This is a genomic window from Gordonia phosphorivorans, from assembly GCF_042432625.1.
GTDB classification, from domain to species: Bacteria; Actinomycetota; Actinomycetes; order Mycobacteriales; family Mycobacteriaceae; genus Gordonia; species Gordonia phosphorivorans.
In genome coordinates this window covers 24,260-38,422 of sequence record NZ_JBHLWV010000002.1, presented here as the reverse complement: position 1 = coordinate 38,422, position 14,163 = coordinate 24,260, and the positions used below count along the sequence as shown (strand labels likewise).

The 14,163-nt window shown below is 69.2% G+C and carries 17 protein-coding genes; 10 read left to right on the top strand and 7 right to left on the bottom strand.

Annotation, left to right across the window (positions count from 1 at the left end; all coding sequences use genetic code 11):
* The first annotated feature begins 120 nt into the window (after positions 1-120).
* Both ACFFJD_RS00700 and ACFFJD_RS00695 read left to right on the top strand, forming a co-directional pair.
* Entirely contained in the window at positions 121-456 is a 336-nt protein-coding gene (locus ACFFJD_RS00700; RefSeq protein WP_382359402.1) for a WhiB family transcriptional regulator, read from the top strand.
* A 91-nt stretch (positions 457-547) separates the two neighbouring features.
* On the top strand, positions 548-1,132 hold the full coding sequence (locus ACFFJD_RS00695; protein WP_382359399.1) for a hypothetical protein: 585 nt from the start codon (positions 548-550) through the stop codon (positions 1,130-1,132).
* 52 nt (positions 1,133-1,184) lie between these two features.
* Here the strand turns inward: ACFFJD_RS00695 and bagB are convergent, their stop codons facing one another.
* A complete protein-coding gene (gene bagB / locus ACFFJD_RS00690) occupies positions 1,185-2,279 on the bottom strand; it encodes an ArsA family ATPase (protein WP_382359631.1) in 1,095 nt (364 codons plus the stop codon).
* Positions 2,276-3,352 carry an ATPase BagA gene (gene bagA / locus ACFFJD_RS00685; protein WP_382359396.1) on the bottom strand — a complete coding sequence of 359 codons (1,077 nt, stop codon included), beginning with the start codon at positions 3,350-3,352 and terminating at the stop codon, positions 2,276-2,278. Before bagA ends, bagB begins: the two co-directional genes overlap by 4 nt.
* On the opposite strand from bagA, the gene sp36 reads away from it, so the two are divergent.
* From sp36 to ACFFJD_RS00670, 3 genes are read left to right on the top strand one after another with little or no spacing between them, the layout of a single operon-like run.
* A complete protein-coding gene (sp36, locus tag ACFFJD_RS00680) occupies positions 3,351-3,515 on the top strand; it encodes a Sp36 family protein (RefSeq protein WP_382359393.1) in 165 nt (54 codons plus the stop codon). The two genes, bagA and sp36, sit on opposite strands and share 2 nt — an antisense overlap.
* Before the next feature lie 2 nt (positions 3,516-3,517).
* Positions 3,518-3,991: a RidA family protein gene (locus tag ACFFJD_RS00675; RefSeq protein WP_382359390.1), complete on the top strand. Its 474-nt coding sequence runs from the start codon at positions 3,518-3,520 to the stop codon at positions 3,989-3,991.
* 2 nt (positions 3,992-3,993) lie between these two features.
* A complete protein-coding gene (locus ACFFJD_RS00670) occupies positions 3,994-4,806 on the top strand; it encodes an MBL fold metallo-hydrolase (RefSeq protein WP_382359387.1) in 813 nt (270 codons plus the stop codon).
* A gap of 96 nt (positions 4,807-4,902) precedes the next feature.
* Here the strand turns inward: ACFFJD_RS00670 and glxR are convergent, their stop codons facing one another.
* Both glxR and ACFFJD_RS00660 read right to left on the bottom strand, forming a co-directional pair.
* Positions 4,903-5,577, bottom strand: coding sequence for a CRP-like cAMP-activated global transcriptional regulator GlxR (glxR, locus tag ACFFJD_RS00665; protein WP_382359384.1), 675 nt, complete (start codon positions 5,575-5,577; stop codon positions 4,903-4,905).
* Positions 5,578-5,698: 121 nt separating this feature from the next.
* Complete coding sequence (locus ACFFJD_RS00660; protein ID WP_382359628.1) at positions 5,699-5,929, bottom strand: hypothetical protein; 231 nt, start codon at positions 5,927-5,929, stop codon at positions 5,699-5,701.
* A 175-nt stretch (positions 5,930-6,104) separates the two neighbouring features.
* On the opposite strand from ACFFJD_RS00660, the gene nth reads away from it, so the two are divergent.
* The 4 genes from nth to ACFFJD_RS00640 are packed head-to-tail and all read left to right on the top strand — an operon-like array spanning position 6,105 to position 9,470.
* Positions 6,105-6,791: an endonuclease III gene (nth, locus tag ACFFJD_RS00655; protein WP_382359625.1), complete on the top strand. Its 687-nt coding sequence runs from the start codon at positions 6,105-6,107 to the stop codon at positions 6,789-6,791.
* A complete protein-coding gene (locus tag ACFFJD_RS00650; RefSeq protein WP_382359381.1) occupies positions 6,788-7,474 on the top strand; it encodes a TlpA family protein disulfide reductase in 687 nt (228 codons plus the stop codon). The genes nth and ACFFJD_RS00650 overlap by 4 nt, the downstream gene beginning before the upstream one ends.
* A complete protein-coding gene (locus tag ACFFJD_RS00645) occupies positions 7,471-8,268 on the top strand; it encodes an NUDIX hydrolase (protein ID WP_382359378.1) in 798 nt (265 codons plus the stop codon). Before ACFFJD_RS00650 ends, ACFFJD_RS00645 begins: the two co-directional genes overlap by 4 nt.
* Positions 8,265-9,470, top strand: coding sequence for a MarP family serine protease (locus tag ACFFJD_RS00640; protein WP_382359375.1), 1,206 nt, complete (start codon positions 8,265-8,267; stop codon positions 9,468-9,470). Before ACFFJD_RS00645 ends, ACFFJD_RS00640 begins: the two co-directional genes overlap by 4 nt.
* Positions 9,471-9,487: 17 nt before the next feature.
* Here the strand turns inward: ACFFJD_RS00640 and ACFFJD_RS00635 are convergent, their stop codons facing one another.
* From ACFFJD_RS00635 to acs, 3 genes are all read right to left on the bottom strand, one after another.
* Positions 9,488-10,414: an alpha/beta fold hydrolase gene (locus ACFFJD_RS00635; protein WP_382359622.1), complete on the bottom strand. Its 927-nt coding sequence runs from the start codon at positions 10,412-10,414 to the stop codon at positions 9,488-9,490.
* Between the two features lie 20 nt (positions 10,415-10,434).
* A complete protein-coding gene (locus tag ACFFJD_RS00630) occupies positions 10,435-10,971 on the bottom strand; it encodes a phage holin family protein (protein ID WP_382359372.1) in 537 nt (178 codons plus the stop codon).
* 134 nt (positions 10,972-11,105) lie between these two features.
* A complete protein-coding gene (gene acs / locus ACFFJD_RS00625) occupies positions 11,106-13,043 on the bottom strand; it encodes an acetate--CoA ligase (protein WP_382359369.1) in 1,938 nt (645 codons plus the stop codon).
* Positions 13,044-13,279: 236 nt separating this feature from the next.
* Here acs and ACFFJD_RS00620 point away from each other — a divergent pair, with 236 nt between their 5' ends.
* The gene (locus tag ACFFJD_RS00620; protein ID WP_382359366.1) at positions 13,280-14,026 is read left to right on the top strand and encodes a Fic family protein; all 747 of its coding nucleotides are present in this window, start codon (positions 13,280-13,282) and stop codon (positions 14,024-14,026) included.
* Positions 14,027-14,163 lie beyond the last annotated feature (137 nt).

Genomic DNA, 14,163 nt, shown 5'->3' with positions numbered 1-14,163 from the left:
TTAGGAAACGTGAGTTGTCTAACACTTCAGGGGGAGTGCGAGACAGGGCACGAGCAAGATCTTATGCACGCCCCGACCGGCGGGGAGTGTCGATGGGTTTGTGAAAGGCGGAGTACCGCAATGACTTTGGCGCCTCTTTCCAGCGGAGATTCAGAAGCTCGTCTTGCCTGGGTCGCCCAGGCCCGGTGCCGTGGCGGCGATCCCGACGACCTGTTCGTTCGTGGAGCGGCACAGCGGAAGGCCGCGACCATCTGTCGCCACTGCCCGGTTCAGCTCGAGTGCGGTGCGGATGCGCTCGACAATCGCGTGGAGTTCGGCGTGTGGGGCGGCATGACCGAGCGTCAGCGTCGCGCCCTGCTGCGTCAGCATCCGGAGGTCACCTCGTGGGCCGCGTTCTTCGAGGCTCAGCGTCGTCGGCAGCGCCTGGCCGCGGTGCCGCAGTCCGTACTGGGCTGACAGCCCGCAAGTTCGGACCGCGCCGGATCAGGCGCGGTCCCGGGCGGCGCCGCATTGCACCAGCGGTGCGGTGTCCCCTAGCGTCGGCACTATGACTGACCAGCCGCCGTCGCCGTCGCCCGAGGGTCCGGAAGACGACCGCGTGCCCGAGGCGGAGAACCCGTACGCGACCGATGCGCCGGTCCCGCGCGAGCCCGCGCAGGCCTCCGCGGAGGTCCTGCCGGGGCCGTTGAACAACGCCGTGCGCCTGATGTACCTGGGGGCGGCGTTGCAGGTCGCGATCGGCGCCTGGCTCTTCTTCTTCGTCTCCCGACTCCGCGACGACGACGAGGTCCGACGCGTCTACGAGGAGTACGTGGCCGACGCCGGCGGGGATGCGCAGGCCCTCATCGACAGTGCCGTGACCAACTGGCGGATCGGCGCGGTGGTGGCGACGGTTCTGCTCACCGCCCTCTGGTTCCTGGTGGCGTGGGCCGTGCGGAACGGCAAGCGGTGGGCCAGGCCCACGGCCACCGGCCTCGGTGTGCTGGCGCTGATCGGCTCGATCTACACCTTGCTGGGCGGGCTCAACGTCATCGCGATCGGGACGGTCGTGCTGTCCTCCGCCATTCTGTACCTGCTGTACCGCCCGGCCTCCACCGCCTACTTCGCTGCGGTCGCCGCGCCCCGTCGCTGAAGCGCCGACGGGCCGGAAGAGACACGGGGCAGAAGAGATATGGGGCGGGCGATCAGCCGCGACTGGTGATCTGCTCGGACACCGCGCGCAGCGCCTCAGCGTCGGCCACTTCGAACGGCAGCGCGGGCACTCCCACCCAGGGGACGCTCGGATTCGCCGAAGTGAAGCGCTGCAGCATGTGCAGCTCGCGCTGGGCGGTGGCCGCTCGCTCGATGTGGATCGACAGGACGCCCTGGGCCAACGCGTCGTCGGTCCGCTCCCGCGCGGCCTGCGCGGCCGGGGTGGAGATCCCCGTCAGGTTGGGATGGGTCCGGTTCACGATCAGGCCGCACAGGGGCATCGAGTCCTGGGCCAGCCGGTTGACGAAGAAGGCCGCTTCGCGCAGGGCGTCGGCCTCCGGGGTGGCGACCACCACGAAGTTGGTGCCCGGCTGCTTCAGCAGCTCGTAGGTGCGGCCGGCGCGCTCCTGGAAGCCGCCGAACATCGAGTCCAGGGACTGCACGAAGACCGCCACGTCGCGCAGGATCTCCGCGCCGATGATGGTGGCGATGCCGCGCATCGCCAGGCTCATCGCCCCGGTCACCACGCGGCCCACGCCGCGGCCGCCGCCGATCAGCATCTTCATCAGGCGCCCGGACAGGAACGAGCCCAGGCGCTGGGGGGCATCGAGGAAGTCGAGGGCGTTGCGCGACGGCGGGGTGTCGACGACGATCAGGTCCCAGCGGTTCTGCTCCAGCAAGCGGCCGAGCTTCTCCATCGCCATGTACTCCTGCGTGCCGGAGAACGACGAGGCGACGGTCTGATAGAAGGCGTTGTTCATGATGATCTCGGCGCGCTCGGGGGTGGAATGCTCCACCACCATGTCGTCGAAGGTGCGACGCATGTCGAGCATCATCGCGTCGAGCGTGCCGGTGCCCTCGACCGGCACGGGCTGCGGCTCATTGGTGAGCTCGGTCATGCCGAGCGACTGCGCGAGCCGGCGCGCCGGGTCGATCGTGAGGACCGCGACGGTGCGCCCGCGTTCGGCGGCGTACAGGGCCATGGCGGCCGCCGTCGTGGTCTTGCCGACACCGCCCGAGCCGCAGCAGATCACCACGCGGGTCGCCGGATCGAGTAGAACGCGGCCCATCTCCAGGTCGGACATCAGACGCCAGCCTCCTTCATGGTGCGCGCGAGTTGGTAGAGCGCTCCGAGATCGACGTGCTCGTCGAGCTCGGGCAGTTCGATCTGCGGTGCGGGCACCTCGTCGAGATCGGCGCGCGCCACCTGCTGCGCCTGCAGGCGTACGGCGTAGTCGATGGTCTCGGTGAGCAGGCCGGCGAAATCCTCGTCGGTGACGGTCAGCCCGGCCGCCTCCAGCTCGGCACGAAGAGCCGTCGAGTCCACCTGACCTTCGGCGATCTCGTCGAACTGGTCGTCGGGAAGGTGGTGCGGGCGTACGCGATTGACGAAGACCGCGCCGATGTTCAAGTCCTTGCCGACGAGCTCGTCGACGGCTTCGATGGTCTCCTGGATCGGCATCGCCTCCAGCAGGGTGCACAGGTGCACGGCCGTCTGTGCCGAATGCAGCAGGGTGACCACGCCCTCGCTCTGATTGCGGATCGGACCGGTCTTGGCCAGATCCCGCATCGCCGCGGTCACGTCGAGGAAGTTGCCGATGCGGCCGGTGGGCGGGGAGTCCACCACCACGGCGTCGTACAGGAGTCGGCCCTGCTTGTCGGTGGCGATAACGCGTTCCTTGATCTTGCCGGTGATCACCACGTCGCGCAGGCCGGGCGCCACGGTGGTCACGAAGTCGATGGCACCGACCTTCTTGATGGCGCGCCCGGCGAAGCCGAGGTTGTAGAACATGTCGAGGTACTCGAGCAGCGCGTGCTCGATGTCGAGCGCGAGCGCCCAGACACCTCCGCCGTCTTCGGCGGTCGCGACCTGATGGTCGGTGGGCGGCAACGGCGGCACGTCGAAACGCTGCGCGATACCTTGGCGCCCTTCGACTTCCACGAGGAGGACCTTCTTGCCCTCGCTGGCCAGTGCGATGGCGAGTGCGGCGGCCACGGTGGTCTTGCCGGTTCCGCCCTTCCCCGACACGAAATGCAGGCGGGCGTTGCGGGCCTGCTCAGGCCACACGCCTCCGGGTACGGTCAACGCGTCAGTCGTCACGACGCTCACCTTATCGACCACACTGTTGAGAGCGAGAACCAACCGATAAGGTTGGGCCATGAGTGAATTGACCACGTGGGAATATGCGACCATTCCGCTGCTGACGCATGCGACCAAAGACATCCTCGACACCTGGGGTTCGGACGGTTGGGAACTGGTCAGCGTGCTGCACGGGCCGACCGGTGAGCAGCACGTCGCCTACCTGAAGCGCCCCACCAACTAGCCATGGCCGGTACCTGGAGTACCCGACTGGCCGAACTCGGCATCACGCTGCCCCCGGTCGTGGCGCCGGTCGGCAGCTACACGCCGGCGCTGCGCGTCGGCGACCTGGTGTACACCTCCGGGCAACTGCCGGTGGTCGACGGGGAACTCGTCCTGCGCGGCAAGGTGTCCGACGGAGCCGAGGGCATCGTCACCCCGGAGCAGGCCAATGCCGCGGCCCGGCAGTGCGCGCTGAACGCGCTCGCCGCCGTCGATTCCGTGGTCGGTGTCGACGCGATCGTCCGCATCGTCAAGGTGGTCGGCTTCGTCGCCTCGGCGGCCGGATTCACCGGGCAGCCCGGGGTCCTCAACGGCGCCTCGGACTTCCTCGGTGAGATCTTCGGCGAGGCCGGCGTGCACGCGCGGTCCGCCGTCGGAGTGGCCGAACTTCCGCTGGGCGCCCCGGTGGAAGTTGAATTGATCGTGCAGGTGCGCTGAGCGTGACCGAACCGTTGAATCACCCCGCGTACGGCCGGGTCCGTCCGGTCACCGACTTCGCGTCGGTCCTGTTGCGCGACAACCCGGGCTTGATGGAGCTCGACGGCACCAACACCTGGATCCTGCGTGCGCCGGGCAGCGCCACCGCGGTGGTCGTCGATCCCGGCCCGCCCCGCTCCAAGAAGCACGTGCGGGCCATCGCGGAGGCCGCGGGCGAAGTGGAGTTGACGCTCATCACGCACCGCCACTTCGACCACACCGGTGCGATCAAGCGGATGCGCAAGGACACCGGTTCGGTGCATCGCGCGTATTCGGAGCAGTTCAGTCACGGCGCGCCGCGGCTGACCGATCGCGAGGTGATCGAGGCGGCGGGACTGCGCATCACCGCGATGCACACGCCCGGCCACACCGCGGACTCGATGAGCTTCCTGGTGGAATGGGAGGGGCAGCGGGCCATCGTCACCGGTGACACCATCCTCGGCCACGGCACCACCGTGCTCGATCCGCGCGACGGCGGTCTCGGCGACTACTTCCACTCGCTCAACCGGCTGATCGTGGACGCCTCGGATGCGACGCTACTGCCCGGGCACGGTCCCGACCACGCCGAACTCGGACCTGTTGCCCGCTTCTACAAGGCGCACCGCGAGGAACGGCTCGATCAGATCCGGCAGGCGCTGGACGATCTGAAGGTGAGCCCGCAGGACGCCAAGCCGATGAAGGTGGTCCGCAAGGTCTACTCCGACGTCGATCAGAAGCTCTGGCCGGCCGCGAAGATGAGCGTCAAGACCCAGCTCGAATACCTGCGCACGCTGTAACCGCCGTGCCCGCCCCGAGTGGGCACGGGTAAGACGAAAAGGGAGTACCTCGCGCGGTGCGCGGAGGTACTCCCTTTTTCGTCCGTTGCGACCGGGTCAGCGGGCCCGTCGGGCCAGGCGCTCGGAGTCGGCGATGAGCACGCTCTTGCCCTCCAGGCGCAGCCAACCGCGCTGGGCGAAGTCGGCCAGCGCCTTGTTCACCGTCTCGCGGGACGCGCCCACCAGCTGCGCGATCTCTTCCTGCGTCAGGTCGTGGGTCACGCGGAGCGCCCCGCCCTCCTGGGTGCCGAACCGTTGGGCCAGCTGCAGCAGCTGCTTGGCCACGCGGCCGGGCACGTCCGTGAAGATCAGGTCGGCGAGGTTGTTGTTGGTGCGGCGCAGGCGACGGGCCAGCACGCGCAGCAACTGCTCGGCGATCTCCGGGCGGTCCTTGATCCACTTGCGGAGCGCATCGCGGTCCATCGTCGCCGCGCGGACCTCGGTGACGGTCGTCGCCGACGACGTACGCGGTCCGGGGTCGAAGATCGACAGCTCGCCGAACATGTCCGACGGGCCCATGATGGTCAGCAGGTTCTCGCGACCGTCCGGAGAACGTCGTCCGAGCTTCACCTTGCCGCTCAGGATGATGTACAGGCGGTCGCCAGGCTCGCCCTCATGGAAGATCACGTGTCCGCGGGGGAACTCGACCTCCGTCAGTTCGGTGGAGAGCGCTGCGACCGCGGCAGGCTCGACCCCCTGGAAAATACCCGCCCGGGCCAGAATCTCGTCCACCTACGAACCTTCCTCGTTCTCAAACTCGTCGCCACTGACATGGACGCCAGTGATCCACGCTACTCGATGGTCGAGTGTAATTGTTGCAATCCTCACGCGCGCAGGGGATCGCCGGGAATGTCTACTCCGACTCGTCGCGTGACCCGCTGCGCCGGTTGCGCAGTTCGTCCAGTGCGGCCGGAAGGCCGGTCTTCGCCAGATTGCTGACGTCGGTCTCGTCGGCGCTCTCCAGGAATTCGTCCACCTGGGCGCGGCCGACGGAGAGGCGATCGAGGTTCGCTTGAACCTTCTCCATGGCGAGAGCGAAGAGCAGCAGGAGAAAGGGGAAGGCGATCACAGCCAGACCTTGCATGGTTTCCAACTAAACACTCTCGACCGCGAGAGGGAAAACCAGGAGCGTCGTCGTCACTGAGTTGTGACCTGGTGACGGCGCCGCGGCGGCCGCTCGCCGAGCACCGGTAACCTGGGCTGTTGTGAGCAGAAGGAAGCCGGAGACCCGACTTGGGCTGGTGCGTCGCGCGCGACGGATGAACCGCACGATGCAGGTCGAGTTCCCCGAGGTCTACTGCGAGCTGGACTTCACCACCCCGTTGGATCTCTCGGTGGCGACCATCCTGTCGGCGCAGTGCACCGACGTCCGGGTCAACATGGTCACGCCCGCCCTGTTCGCGCGCTACCCGGACGCCTGGGCCTACGCCGGCGCCGATCGCACCGAACTCGAGGAGATGATCCGGTCGACCGGCTTCTATCGGAACAAGGCGAACTCGATCATCGGGCTGGGGCAGGCGCTGGTGGAACGGTTCGACGGCGAGGTGCCGAACACTCTCGAGGAACTCGTGACCCTGCCGGGCTTCGGGCGGAAGACCGCGAACGTGGTGCTGGGCAACGCCTTCGGGGTGCCCGGCCTCACCGTGGACACGCACTTCGGTCGGCTGGTGAACCGCTGGGAGTGGACCGCCGAGACCGACCCGGTGAAGGTGGAGCGCGCCGTGGCCGAACTGTTCCCCCGCAAGGAGTACACCGACCTGTCGCACCGGATCATCTTTCACGGCCGCCGTGTCTGCCACGCGCGCAAACCCGCGTGCGGCGTCTGCCAGCTGGCGCCGGACTGCCCGTCGTACGGGCTCGGGCCCACCGAGAAGGCCGCGGCGGCGGCGCTGGTGAAGGGGCCGGAGACCGAGCACCTGTTGGCCCTGGCCGGAGTTGAGCAATGAGCGTTCTGAAGACCCCCGCCGCCAAGGCCATGATCGCGTTCGTCGTGGTGATGGTGGCACTGATCTTCGCCCTGTGGCCGCGCGACACCGAGGAGCCGACCCGCTCGACGGCACCCGGCGGACCGACGCAGGGCGTCACCGATCAGGACGTGCCCGAGGACGTGCTCGCGCAGGCTCGGATCGATGCGACGCTGGTGCCCTGCCCGCAGAGCGGCGCTCCGGTGCCCGCCGAGGCCGCGCTCAAGAACGTCACCGCGCTGTGCCTGGCCGACGGCCGACCGATCAATCTGGGCCAGGCCACCGCCGGGCGCCCCACCGTGATCAACATGTGGGCGGTGTGGTGCCTGCCGTGCCGCAAGGAGCTGCCGTACTTCGACGAGCTGTCCCGGCAGGCCGGCGACCAGTTGGACGTGCTGGCCGTGCACGCGATCGACGGGGCCTCCAAGCCGTACGCGATCCTGCAGTTCCTGAAGGAAGTGGGCCTGACGCTGCCGACGGTCGCCGACACCGACGGTTCGGTGGCCAAGGCGTTGCGCGCGCCGCGGGTGTATCCCTCGACCATCCTGGTGCGCGCCGACGGCACGGTGGCCGCGACCCTGCCGAAGGTCTTCACCTCGTACGAGGAGCTGGTGGGTGTGGTGCGCGACGAACTGGGTGTGAGCGTGTCCGGAGGACAGTCATGAGCAGGCAGTCGTCGCCCCGTTACGGCGCGCTGGTGGACCGCGAACTGATCCCGTCGTGGCTGCACCCGGTCACCGACGACCCTGCCGTGGTGAACGAATCGGTGCTGCGGCGCGGCGGCGATCGGGCGCGGTGGGCGGCGGCCTTCCGGGCGCAACGCGCCGCGGCCGTGCTGGTGCTGTTCGGCGGTTCCTTCGAGGCGGCGACGGATCATCCGGGCGGCCTGCCCGCCGACGCCGACGTGCTCCTCACCGAGCGGGCCGCGACCATGCGGACCCACGGCGGTCAGATCGCGTTTCCCGGCGGCAGCCGCGATCCGGGCGACGACTACCCGGTGGGCACCGCGATGCGTGAGGCACGGGAGGAGACCGGGCTGCGCGCCGACGGCGTGCGCGTGGTGGCCAGCCTGCCGACCTTCCCGGTGCCGTCGGGCTTCGAGGTGACGCCGGTGATCGGGCACTGGACGCAGCCGAGCTGGGTCGGGGTGGTCGACGAGGCCGAGACCGCGCGCGTGGCCCGGGTGAACCTGCGGGAACTGCTGCACCCGAGCAATCGCTTCCAGGTGAGCCGCTCCGTGATGGGCGCGACCGCCTACAAGGGGCCGGCCTTCCTCTACGACGGCATGCTGGTGTGGGGCTTCACCGGCGGGCTGCTGGCGGCCATCAGCCAGTCGGCGGGCTGGGATGTGCCGTGGGACACCGACGATGTGCGGCCCCTGGAACAGATGATCGCCGAGACCGGCGGACGCCAGGTCTCCGGGTTCCCGCTGGTCGACGAGGATCGGGGCCGCGCATGAGCGGTGCCCTCTGGGTGGACCTCATCATCGTGATCGTCGCGTTGCTCGCGGCGGCCAGCGGCTACCGGCAGGGCGCAGCGGCGTCGGCGATGGCCTTCATCGGCGTGGTGATCGGCGTGGTGGCCGGCATTCTTCTGGTGCCGCACGTGGTCGACCCGATCACCGACCCGCGCGGGCGCTTGCTCACGGCGGTGGTCCTGCTGCTGGGCCTGGTGATCCTCGGCGAGATCGCCGGGATGGTGGTGGGTCGGGCCGTCCGGAGCGGGCTGCATTCGATCCGGCTCCGCAAGGTCGACAGCCTGATCGGGGCCTGCCTGCAGTTCGTGGCGATCCTGGTGGCCGCATGGCTGCTGGCCACCCCCATCCGCAGCGCCGAGTCCGACGGGGCCTTCGCCCGGTCGGTGTCGGAGTCACGGGTGATCGACGCCGTCGACCGAGTGGCCCCGCAGTGGATGCGCGAACTTCCCGGGGACTTCACCGCGCTGCTGGACAACTCCGGTCTCAAGCAGGTGATCAGCCCCTTCGGCGACGCCGAGGTGGCGGCGGTGGATCCGCCGGATCAGCAGCTCGACGGCTCCGCGGCGGTGACTCGGGTGCGCCCCAGCGTCCTGAAGATCCTGGGGGTGGCGCGCAGCTGCAGCCAGGCGATGGAGGGCTCGGGCTTCGTGATCAGCCCCGAGCGGGTGATGACCAATGCGCACGTGGTGGCCGGCGCCGACGAGGTGTCGATCCAGACGCCGGGCGGACGTGAACTCTCCGCCACCGTGGTCTGGTTCAACGACCGCAACGACGTCGCCGTGCTCGACGTGCCCGGGCTGCGCGCACCGGCGCTGAACTTCGCCGAGACCCCGGCCGCGTCCGGCGACGACGCGATCGTGCTGGGGTATCCGGAGAACGGTCCGTTCACGGTGACCCCGGTGCGGGTGCGCAACACCATCAACCTGGTGGGCCCGGACATCTTCCAGCGGCCCGACAAGGTCAAGCGGCAGGTGTACACCGTTCGCGGCAGCATTCGATCGGGCAACTCCGGCGGGCCGATGATCGCGCCCGACGGCACGGTGCTCGGCGTGGTCTTCGGTTCGTCGGAGAACGTCGCCGACGACACCGGCTTCGTCCTCACCGCCGAACAGGTGGAAGCGGACCTGACCGGTTCGGCGCAGCGGACCGCGGAAGCGAGCACGGCCAGCTGCCTGCCGCATTGAGCCCGGGGCCGGCGTGGTTAGCGGGCCAACAGAGCGCGCAGCGCGGCGTTGGTCTCCTCGGGATTCTCCTGGTGCACGAAGTGCCCGGCGCCGGGCACCTCGCGGTAGTCGAAATCCGACGACCAGTGGCTGCTGGCCGACATCACCGAGTCCAGGATGTAGCGGTCCTCGCTGCCGCGCAGGGCCAACACCGGGATGTGCAGGCGCTTGTTCATCAGGTCCATGAACCGGTATCCGTCGGTCCGGAACTGGGAGCGGAAGGCCCAGCGGCGGTACTCCAGGCTCGAATGAGCCACGCCCGGGATGGTGATGGCGAGGCGATTGCGCGCCACCGCCTCGGTGAAGTCCGGGGTGTCGCGCCAGCGCGCCCCGGAACGCTCGCGGAAGTAGCTCTCCAGATAGGCGCCGCCGTCGCGGGTGAGTCGTCGTTCGCCGAGGCGGGGCACCTGGTCGTGCAGGAAGGGGCCGAGGAAGGCGTCGCGTTCCCCGCGGCTGGTCCAGATCGATTGGCGCAGCGCCCGCGGATGCGGTGAGGCCAGCACCCCGATCCGGGCGACGGAGCGGGGGTGCAGGGTGGCCGTCGCCCAGCACACCAGGCCGCCGTCGGCATGGCCCACCAGGGTCGCCTGGCTGTGGCCGAGCGCGCGGATCAGCGCGTGGGTGTCACCGGCCAGGGTCCAGCCGTCGTAGCCGCGCGGCGGCTTGTCCGAGTCGCCGTAGCCGCGCAGATCGACGGCCACCACGCGGTAGCCGGCATCGCGGAGCGCGCTGAACTGGTGACGCCAACTCCACCAGAACTCGCCGAAACCGTGCAGGAACAGGACGAGCGGGCGGTCGGCGATGGACCCGGCCACCGCCTCGACCGCGTGGAAGCGCAGACCGTTCGCGCGGACGTCGAAGTGATGCCACGGACCGTCGAACCGGACTTCGGTGGCATCGGGCAGGACGGTCTGTGCGGCCAGGGTCAGCTCCGCGAGGGGTCGTGGGCCGCCGGGATCTGCGGGTGGGCGTGGGCGTTTCCGTGGGGGCTCACCGGCGCGCCGCGGCCCGGGATGACCGACGCGACTTCCTTCACCGATTCGATCGTCTTCTCGGGCTTGCGGAGCCGACGGAACAGGATGTAACCGAAGGCGATGGCGCCGATCGAGACCGCCATCAAGATGGCGAAGACGATCAGGAAGGCTGCCCAGGTGGGCAGCCAGACGTCGAGCAGGAAACCGAGGAAGACGAAGAAGAACAGGCTCGCGTAGAGCAGGAGCACGGCCGCGCCCACCAGGAGGCCGGTACCGGCGCCCGCCTTCTTGGCTTCGCCGATCAGTTCGCTCTTGGCCAGCGCCACCTCGGCGCGGAAGAGAGTCGAGGCGCTCGCGGTGGCTTCCTTGACCAGATTTCCGATGGTCGGCTGGCCGTCGGCGCCGAGGTTCGCATCGGACATCGGGATCGACGGCACCTGCGGAGCGGTCTTCGGCTCGCTGGGCCAGGTGTCCTGATTGCCGCTCACGAAATCTCCTTGGGGTCGACGTATTCCGGCTTCATGTTGCCATGCCCGGGGCCGGGCCGGGGACGCAGATCGGCCGAGAGCCCGTCGGGCGAGTCTCGGCCGATCCGCGAATGCGGGGGTTGCGGGCGGGTCGATCAGGCGCGCTGCGCGCGAATCGCCTCGAACACCGACGGATCCACCAGGGTCGAGGTGTCGCCGAGCTCGCGGCCTTCGGCGACGTCCTTCAGCAGTCGGCGCATGATCTTGCCCGAGCGGGTCTTGGGCAGTTCCGGCACGATGTTGATCTCCCGCGGCTTGGCGATCGGGGAGATGTCCACGGCCACCTGGTTCCGCATTTCGGCGATCAGGTCGTCGTTCGGCTCGGCGTCCTCCATCAGGATGACGAAGGCGACGATGCCCTGCCCGGTGGTCTCGTCCGCGGCGCCGATCACGGCGGCCTCGGCGACGGCGGGATGCGCCACGAGTGCGGACTCGACCTCGGCGGTGGAGATGCGGTGGCCGGAGACGTTCATGACGTCGTCGACGCGGCCGAGGACCCAGAGGGCGCCGTTCTCGTCGTACCGTGCGCCGTCACCGGCGAAGTACCAGCCCTGCTCGGCGAAGCGGGACCAGTAGGTGTCCTTGAATCGCTGGGGGTCGCCCCAGATACCGCGGAGCATGCCCGGCCACGGCTTGTCGAGCACCAGGTAGCCCTGCTCGCCGCGCGGAAGTTCGTTGCCGGCGTCGTCGACGATCTTGGCACTGATGCCCGGCAGCGGACCCATCGCCGAGCCGGGGGTGCAGGCGGTGACGCCGGGCAGCGGCGCGAGCATGTGCCCGCCGGTCTCGGTCTGCCACCAGGTGTCCACGATCGGGCAGCGGTTGCCGCCGATGAACTCGTAGTACCAGCGCCAGGCCTCCGGGTTGATCGGTTCGCCGACGGTGCCGAGGAGGCGAAGGGAGCTGAGGTCGTGCGCCCCGGGGATCTCCTTGCCCCACTTCATGAACGTGCGAATCAGGGTGGGGGCGGTGTAATACGTGGTGACGCCGTACTTCTCGATGATGTTGAAGTGCCGGTGCTCGTCGGGCGAGTTGGGCGTGCCCTCGTAGACGATCTCGGTGGCGCCGGCCGAGAGCGGTCCGTAGACGATGTAGGTGTGCCCGGTGACCCAGCCGATGTCGGCGGTGCACCAGAAGACGTCGCGTCCTTCCTTGTGGTCGAAGACGTTGTGGAAGGTGTAGTTGGCCTGCGTCAGGTATCCGCCGGAGCTGTGGACGATGCCCTTCGGGCTGCCCGTGGTGCCGGACGTGTACAGCAGGAACAGCGGATGCTCGGCGTCGAAGGCCTCCGCCTCGTGTACGAACGAGGACTCCTCGACGGTGTCCTCCCACCACACGTCGCGGCCGTGCACCCACGGCAGATCGGGGTCGTGGTTGGTGCGGCGCACCACGATGACCTTCTCGATCGACGGTGCGGCGTCGTCGCCGGAGCCCAGCGCCTCGTCGACGGCCGACTTCAGCGGGGCGGGCTGGCCGCGGCGGTACTGGCCGTCGGTGGTGACGACGACCTTGGCGGCGGCGTCGTCGACGCGTGCGCGGAGCGCGGCCGACGAGAAGCCCGCGAACACCACCGTGTGGGTCAGGCCCAGGCGCGCGCACGCCAGCATGGTGATGATCGCCTCGGGGACCATCGGCATGTAGATGGCGACGCGGTCGCCAGCCTGCAGCCCGATGGCGGTGAAGTAGTTGGCGGCCTTGGACACCTCGTCCTTGAGCTGGCCGTAGGTGAGGTCTCGGGTGTCGCCGGGCTCGCCGACCCAGTGGATGGCGACCCGGTCGCCCTTACCCGCGTCGACGTGGCGGTCCACGCAGTTGACCGCCACGTTCAGCTTGCCGTCGGCGAACCACTTGGCGAACGGGGTATCCGACCAGTCCAGCACCGTGGAGAACGGGGTGGCCCAGTCGAGGCGCCGTGCCTGTTCCGCCCAGAACTCGGTCGGGTCGTCGGCGGCCCGCTGGTACATTTCGGCGTTGGCGTTGGCCTGTGCCACGAACTCCGCGGACGGGGGATAGACCTGATCGGTGGTGGACATGGTGGCTGCCTTTCGGTTGCGTGAGAGGGACGCTGGGCCCTGATCCCGAGGTGTCGCACGTCGGTGCGACCGCTGCTTGTGAGGGTAATCACTCGTCCGGTTCAGCGTAATGGCGCGTAGGTTGCGGGTGCGATGCGAGCGATGAACGGTCGGTCAGGGTCGATCGGTGGACGGCGGTCGGGTCGGTGGCCGACGGGTGGGGTGGGGGTGCGGCGCACCGGCACTAGGCTGGGGTGGTGAGTTCTGATCCGTTGGCACCGCTGCTCAACCTGCCCGGCGTCGCCGCCGCCGCCGAGGAGGCCGCCGAAGCACTGGCGGCGGTGCACCGCCATCCGGTGAATCTTCGCGGCTGGGACAAGACGTCTCGGGAGTCGTCCTGGCGCGGCGGACGCAGTTCGGCGGCGATGGAGGGGGCCACCACCGAACTCAACCGGGAACACGACTTCGACGATCCGGTGATGTCCGGGGCGATCCGGGTGGCCCAGGCGCTCGACCCCGACGACCTCGATCGGGAGGTCGCGGTCTTCCGGCGCGCGCCCATGCAGTCGTTGGCGCGGCTGCATTCGTTGGCCGCCGCCGAACTGGTGGAACCGGAGCTGTTGGGCCGACCCCGCGACGAGCCGCACATCGCGCCGCGGCTGGATCTGCTCGGTCAGCTCGTCACCGGCGCCACCTCGGTGCCGGCCGCGGTGTTGGCGGCCGTGGTGCACGGCGAATTGTTGGCGTTGCAGCCGTTCGAGGAGGGCAACGGTGTGGTGGCGCGGGCTGCGTCGCGGCTGGTGTCGGCGACCACCGGCCTGGACCCGCATCTGCTGGGTGTTCCCGAAGTGACATGGTTGGCGCGATTGGGCGACTACCGGGAGGGGGCGGCGGTCTTCGCCACCGGGGATCCGCAGGCGCTGGCCGACTGGATCATCCTCAGTTGCCAGGCGATGTTCGCCGGCGCGGCGGAGGCGAAGTCGATCGCCGACGCCGCCCGGTAGCCGCCGCTCGCGGTCCGCACAGTATTGCGGGCGGTACCCAATGGGGTACCGCCCGCGAGCACGGACGCAAGTTACCAAGCGTGCAAGGTGGGCTGTGGGATTCGCCTCGGCGAGGGACTGTGGTCTTCGGCTGAGCC

Coding starts and splice junctions, on each gene's coding strand:
- ACFFJD_RS00675 (WP_382359390.1), top strand. CDS start 3,518: ATGGCCGGTACCTGGAGTACCCGACTGGCCGAACTCGGCATCACGCTG.
- ACFFJD_RS00645 (WP_382359378.1), top strand. CDS start 7,471: ATGAGCAGGCAGTCGTCGCCCCGTTACGGCGCGCTGGTGGACCGCGAA.
- sp36 (WP_382359393.1), top strand. CDS start 3,351: ATGAGTGAATTGACCACGTGGGAATATGCGACCATTCCGCTGCTGACG.
- ACFFJD_RS00640 (WP_382359375.1), top strand. CDS start 8,265: ATGAGCGGTGCCCTCTGGGTGGACCTCATCATCGTGATCGTCGCGTTG.
- ACFFJD_RS00700 (WP_382359402.1), top strand. CDS start 121: ATGACTTTGGCGCCTCTTTCCAGCGGAGATTCAGAAGCTCGTCTTGCC.
- bagA (WP_382359396.1), bottom strand. CDS start 3,352: ATGGCCCAACCTTATCGGTTGGTTCTCGCTCTCAACAGTGTGGTCGAT.
- ACFFJD_RS00695 (WP_382359399.1), top strand. CDS start 548: ATGACTGACCAGCCGCCGTCGCCGTCGCCCGAGGGTCCGGAAGACGAC.
- ACFFJD_RS00660 (WP_382359628.1), bottom strand. CDS start 5,929: ATGCAAGGTCTGGCTGTGATCGCCTTCCCCTTTCTCCTGCTGCTCTTC.
- acs (WP_382359369.1), bottom strand. CDS start 13,043: ATGTCCACCACCGATCAGGTCTATCCCCCGTCCGCGGAGTTCGTGGCA.
- ACFFJD_RS00650 (WP_382359381.1), top strand. CDS start 6,788: ATGAGCGTTCTGAAGACCCCCGCCGCCAAGGCCATGATCGCGTTCGTC.
- nth (WP_382359625.1), top strand. CDS start 6,105: ATGAACCGCACGATGCAGGTCGAGTTCCCCGAGGTCTACTGCGAGCTG.